At 51.6% G+C, this 5,920-nt stretch carries 1 protein-coding gene; it reads right to left on the bottom strand.

The window, feature by feature from the left end:
• On the bottom strand, positions 1–5,852 hold a 5,852-nt coding region (locus HMPREF9473_RS08885), incomplete at its 3' end, for a hypothetical protein (protein ID WP_006779751.1).
• Positions 5,853–5,920 lie beyond the last annotated feature (68 nt).

The raw sequence follows: 5,920 nt of genomic DNA, 5'->3' as shown, positions 1-5,920 counted from the left end.
GTATTCTTGACGCCAAAAGCTCCGCTGTAATTACTGATAGGAATCCAGGGAAGTGGCGCCCCGGAAGTTCCGGTGTAGGCGGTTCCTGTTAAGTCGATGTTGTTGAGAAGTGTGGCACAGGCATCAGTCTGTGTGCCGCTGTTAACCTGGTAAGCCAGCCAGGCCATCTGCTCCGGCTCCTTTATCTGGTAAGGGCTGCTCGAAGTTCCACTGCCCGTCGGTTTTGTCTTGTCCGACGGAAGCAGTCCGTAATCCAGGGCCTCCCCCACCATCTCCCAGTCCGGCACCGGAAGCCCATCCACGGATATCGTCGGATAGCTGCTTTTGTCCGGGTGATAAGTCCAGGATATTCCTGTGCTCTGCGACAGTTGATATCCATTCAGGGCAAAGGCCGCTCCCCAGGACCTTAACTGCTTATCGGTAAGAGCCACCGCACCACTGCCACCAGTTGCGCCTTCCAGATAATAGCAGTTTGCAGGGCTGGGATTTGCTGCATTTGTCCCTGTAATTCCGCCTACGGCACTTCCCTCTGTGATTCTGACCGTTCCGGTATTGTAGCAATTGGACACTTTATGTCCGCTCCCGGCCAGCGTTGCCACAACGCCTCCCACGTAATTTCTGCCGGAGACATTACCCATGTTATAACAGTTACGAACGGTCAGTCCCTGGGAAGTTTCCATTGCTTTTCCAACTACTCCACCAATGTCATTCACTCCCACAGCGCTGACATTTCCAGTATTCCAGCAGCCATCCACTAATAAGCTGCTGCCTGAATATTTTCCTAAAATGCCTCCGTGAATGGCGGCATTGCCAGTTATGTCCACTTCATTCCAGCACCTCAAAATCTTTGTTCCTGTGCCAGCAGCTTCCCCCACCAGGGCCGCTCCCGCTTCACCGCCCAGCGACAGTTTTCCGGTTGCAACGCCTATGTCCTTCACAACCGCTCCATCTCCCAGCACGCCAACGACTCCCTGCCATGCCAGACTGGTTGTGATTGCCAGATTTTGAATCACATGTCCATTTCCATCCAGTGTTCCCTTGTAGACTTTCCCTGTACTGCCAATCGGTATCCATTGCAGGGCATCGTCCATATTGACATCTGTGCTTGCAGAAACCGTTCCGGTATAATTGCCCCCGAAGAGGTCGATATCCGCTTCCAGTCTGGCACACAACGCCTGGTCCGTCCCGTGATTGACCTGATAGGCAAACCAGGCGAACTGTTCCGCATTGTTAATGCTGTATGGGCTGGATTCGTTTCCGTCTCCTAAAGGTTTTGTGTAACTTGAGGGCAATTGACCGCTTTCCAGCGCTTCCCCAATTTTCTCCCAGTCACAAGCGGTCAGAGGACCAAAAGAGGGGTAATCATCCGGGTTGTATTTCCATCCGCCGTCCAGCGTCCTGCCATTTAACCGGTAGGCAAAAAACCAGGTTTTCATTGCAGTATCGGATACCGCAGTCGTACCTGTGCCACCATTTCCGGAATTAATCAGATAATAGCAGTCTGACATGGACATCTTGCTGGGAGCTGCTATTGCCCAGGAATCTGTCTGGGCACTGACACTGCCGGTATTATAACAATTGCTGATGCGTACATCTCTGGCTTGCGCTATTGCGAATCCCCATATTCCGGCTGCATGTGTATCCGGCTGGGTCCTCTCACAGGTGACCGTCCCCGTGTTGTAACATTGTATTACCTGTCCATACTGTCCTCTGGATACAATACCGCCAGCCGTAGTATGTGCTAAACCAGCTAGTGCGGAACAATCTACTTTGTTATAACATTTACTAATCGTTCCAAAAGAACGGCTATCACACATGATACCGCCAGCATTGGCTACACCCCATACATTTCCACTTTCAACCCCACATTCAATAATCAGATAATCACCATATCCGATTGCTGCAATTCCAGCTGCGTACGCAGCTTCGCTTTTATCTACCCATTTACTGTCGTTCAGAGAAATATTTACATCAATCAATGTAACTCCCTTTATTGTAGCGCCATTGATGTATCCAAATAATCCCAATGCTCCCGGACCGTACATCCCATCAGTTATAGTCAGATTATGAATCTTGTGATTGCCGCCGTCAATGGTTCCTGTAAATGCCGTGCTTTCACCTCCGACTCCAATCGGCTGCCATTCAAGGCTTGTGGTGGTCCAGTTATTTGTTGTTCCCGATAAATCAATATCGTTCATGAGTTTTGCGCTGGCCGCTCTTTCTTCCGGAACTGTTTTTACCATGTAGGAAAAACAGGCCAGCGCTTCCGGTGTTTTGATTTCGTACTCTCCCGCCGCATTTTTGACCGGTTTATAATCGGTTCCTGTCACGGTATCGTTGTAAATTGCTTCCCCTACCTTCTCCCAGTCGCAGGACAATGGGCCAAATGAGGGATAATCATCAGGATTGTATTTCCACCCACCGTCCACGGTCCAGCCATTTAACTGATAGGCAAAAGACCAGGTTTTCATTACGGAATCGGATACCGCAGCCGCCCCAGTGACACCATTTCCGGAATTAATTAAATAAAAGCAGTCTGTCACGGAAGCCCGGTTGATCGTTATTGCATCAGAATCTGTATAGGCGCTGACACTGCCGGTGTTATAACAATTTTTAATGCGGACATTTCTGGTTTCAGGCATGATAAATCCCCATATTCCGCCTACATGGGTATCCACCTGCCCACTGTCACAAGTAATCACTCCCATATTGTAACATTGTGTAACCTGTCCATACTGTCCTCTGGATACAATCCCGCCAGCCGTAGTATGTGCTACACCAGTCATTGATGAAACTGCTGCTTTGTTATAACATTTACTGATTGTTCCAAAGGAACGGCTGCTACACAGGATACCGCCGGCATTAGATGTTCCCTTTACACTTCCACTTTCAACCCCGCATTCTGTAATCAGATAATTCCCATAACCAACCGACACAATTCCTGCCGGATACCTGGCATCATCTGTATCGACCCATTTACTGTCGGCCACAGAAATATTCAAATCTACCAATATAACTCCCTTTATTGTGGCGCCATTAATGTATCCAAATAATCCCAATGCTCCCAATGCTTCCGGGTTGCCCGCCGGGTCCGTTATGGTCAGATTATGAATCTTGTGATTGCCACCGTCAAAGGTTCCTGTAAATGCCGTGCTTTCATCTCCGACTCCAATCGGCTTCCATTCAAGGCTCGTGGTGGTCCAGTTATTTGCTGTTCCCGATAAATCAATATCATTCATGAGTTTTGCGCTGGCCGCTCTTTCTTCCGGGACTGTTTTTACCATATAGGAAAAGCAGGCCAGCGCCTCCGGTGTTTTGATTTCGTATTCTCCCGCCGCATTTTTGACCGGTTTATAATCGGTTCCTGTCACAGTGCCGTTGTAGATTGCTTCCCCTACCGTTCCCCATGTTGTATCGGCGGATGCTGCCCTGGCGGCCGCGTTGAATGTAAAATTCCGGGTGAGTGAGCCGAGGGTTGCTTTTAACTGGATTTTGGTGGATGAGGTATTGCTATCGGACGCTTCACCGTCGGTTGTGCTGTCGGCGCCTTCCTCCTCATTTTTTGTGGAGTCCGGTTCCGCCAGGGAAGAGGCTGTTCTTGGCGCCTGATTTCTGGATACGGTCACACCGGAACCGATCTGGATACGGTTCTGCTCATCGATAATACCTCCCTCCTCCGCTTCCCAGCGGATTTCCTCTCCGTCAATGGAGGATGGCAGCACCACACTATTTTCTTCCACCACATCCTCAAGACTCGTTCCCGAGGGTAAAATCAGGGTAATGACGGATACTTTGGAATATTCCCTGATGGTCTCATGTTCACTGGAGGCAAAGCAGGTTATCTGCGGGTATGCATGCTCGGTGGTATACCATTCCCCCGGAATTTGAGGGGCAGTCCCTGACAGTTGAATCGTGTCAAAACCTTTCAGGGAAATGCCTTCGCCTTCCTGCTCCATCTGTACCAGCTGTGAATCTTCTTCCGATGTACAGGCAATCTGTCTGTCATAAACGCAGCCATTCAATTCCCCGTTTCCGGCAGCTATGAAGGCACCGCGGGTGGCTCCCGAGTTTCCGATTACCACGGTTGAATAGCAGTCTTGAATGATTCCGTCGTTGACCGCCGCAAAGCCTGCCGATATTTCATGGCTGTCAAGCATGCCGGAGGAATAGCTGTTCTCGACTCTGGTATGTTCTCCCAGGATGCCTGCCAGACCGCCTGCACAGGTGGGGACTCCTGTCTCTTCCGAACCGGCTGTGAGGAAGGTAAAGCAGTTGGATACCATGGTTTCCCCCGCTGCTTGCGCTATCAGACCGCCAGAGACAATGGATTCGGCTGTCACCAGGATATAGAGGTCTCCGTTTGGATTGCCGATATACTGCGGTTCCTCTATGGGAGGGGCAGATTCCTGGGTGGCTGCGGAGCCGGTTTCCTGATTGTTCTCCGGTGATTGTTCCGGTGGTAATGTATTTGATGGTGTTGCTGTGGCGGGGGCTGTGGGTTTCGTGGCCTCTTCCGCGTCAGGTGGGCTGGCTTGGGGGAATTCTTCTGTGTTTATATCTACGATAGAGGCCGCTTTCATTGCAAGATTTTGGCGGGTGACGGAGCGGTATCCGACGGTTTCGGCAATTGCCGCGCTGGACAATGTTTCTCCGATATCTCTGACAATTCCACCATTGTTTCTCCCACTGCCGTCCGTTGTATTATCATCATCCGTGTTACTGCCTGTTGTCCCGGTTTCCGGTCTCTGTGTCGAAGATGAGGACGTTTCACCTTCCGGTTTCGTCACTGCTTCGCTCGTATTTCCTTCGTTAGGGAGCGCTGTCCCTTGCCCAGTGCTGTTTCCTGTCTCCGCCTCATTTTCATTTCCAGGGGAAGTCTCCGGCGTTCCATTCTCATCTGGCTCTACTGGCCGGGTAGATTCCGGCTCAGATGACTGGGGCGGTTCCATCTCAGATGGGCGTGTCGATTCCGCCTCGGTTGCCTGCGTCGATTCCGTTTCTGCTGGCTGGGTGGATTCCGGCTCAGATGAGTGTGTCGATTCTGCCTCGGATGCCTGTGCCGATTCCGTTTCAACTGGCTGAGTGGATTCCGGCTTGGATGGCTGAGACGATTCTGTCTCGACGCCGGGGCCGGCTTCTAACTCTGACTCTGATTCCGTTTCTGCTTTTGACTCCGTCTCTTGCCCCACTCCAGGCCCTGCCGGCCCGCTGCTTTCCTGGCCGGACGGCATCTGTCCGCCGGGATTCTCCTGCATCCCTGGCCCCCTCTCCTCATCCGCATCGGACGGGCTGGCCTTCTCCAGAAGATACTCCGCTTCCATCGGCGTCGCCATATGGATTTCTCCGCCCACTCCACAGTTTTTGATCACCGAATCAACCGCATATCCGGCCAGCCCGGCGTATCCGTCCACATAGCTCTCCCCGTCATGATAGAGTACCGGATGGCTGATTACCGCTCCGCTCAAGAACAGATTCTCCACCTCCGCCCTCTTCATCACGCCGAATAACGGTCTCTCCAAGCCGTTTATCACATGCCCGTTTCCGTCAAAAGTTCCGGTGAACGGCTCCAGGTTACTCCCGATGGACTCTTCCATCCACCCAAGCTCCAGGTCCGCTTCCAGACGGTATCTTCCATTCAGATTGTACTCTTCGCTCTCCCTGTCCAGCAGATACTGCTCCAGCTCCTCCTCCGTATAGATCAGCACGGTCTCCCGGCTCTTGGCACGGGCCGTCCCCATGCTGTGGATTCCGTAGCCGGCCGCTGCTGCCGCCAGGACACAGATGATTCCCATGATCAGGACATTCTGCCGCCTTATCCCCTTCGATTTCGTATGTAATCTAAAATGGCTCATATTCCGTACTCCTCCAACCCTTTATCTTCCTGCTCTGATTATCAGAATCACTTTTCCCAGCACATCCT

Origin of the sequence: Hungatella hathewayi WAL-18680, assembly GCF_000235505.1 — a bacterium.
Taxonomy (GTDB): Bacteria; Bacillota; Clostridia; order Lachnospirales; family Lachnospiraceae; genus Hungatella_A; species Hungatella_A hathewayi_A.
The sequence above is the reverse complement of the archived record's forward strand: the minus strand, read 5'-3'. Positions and strand labels throughout refer to the sequence as shown.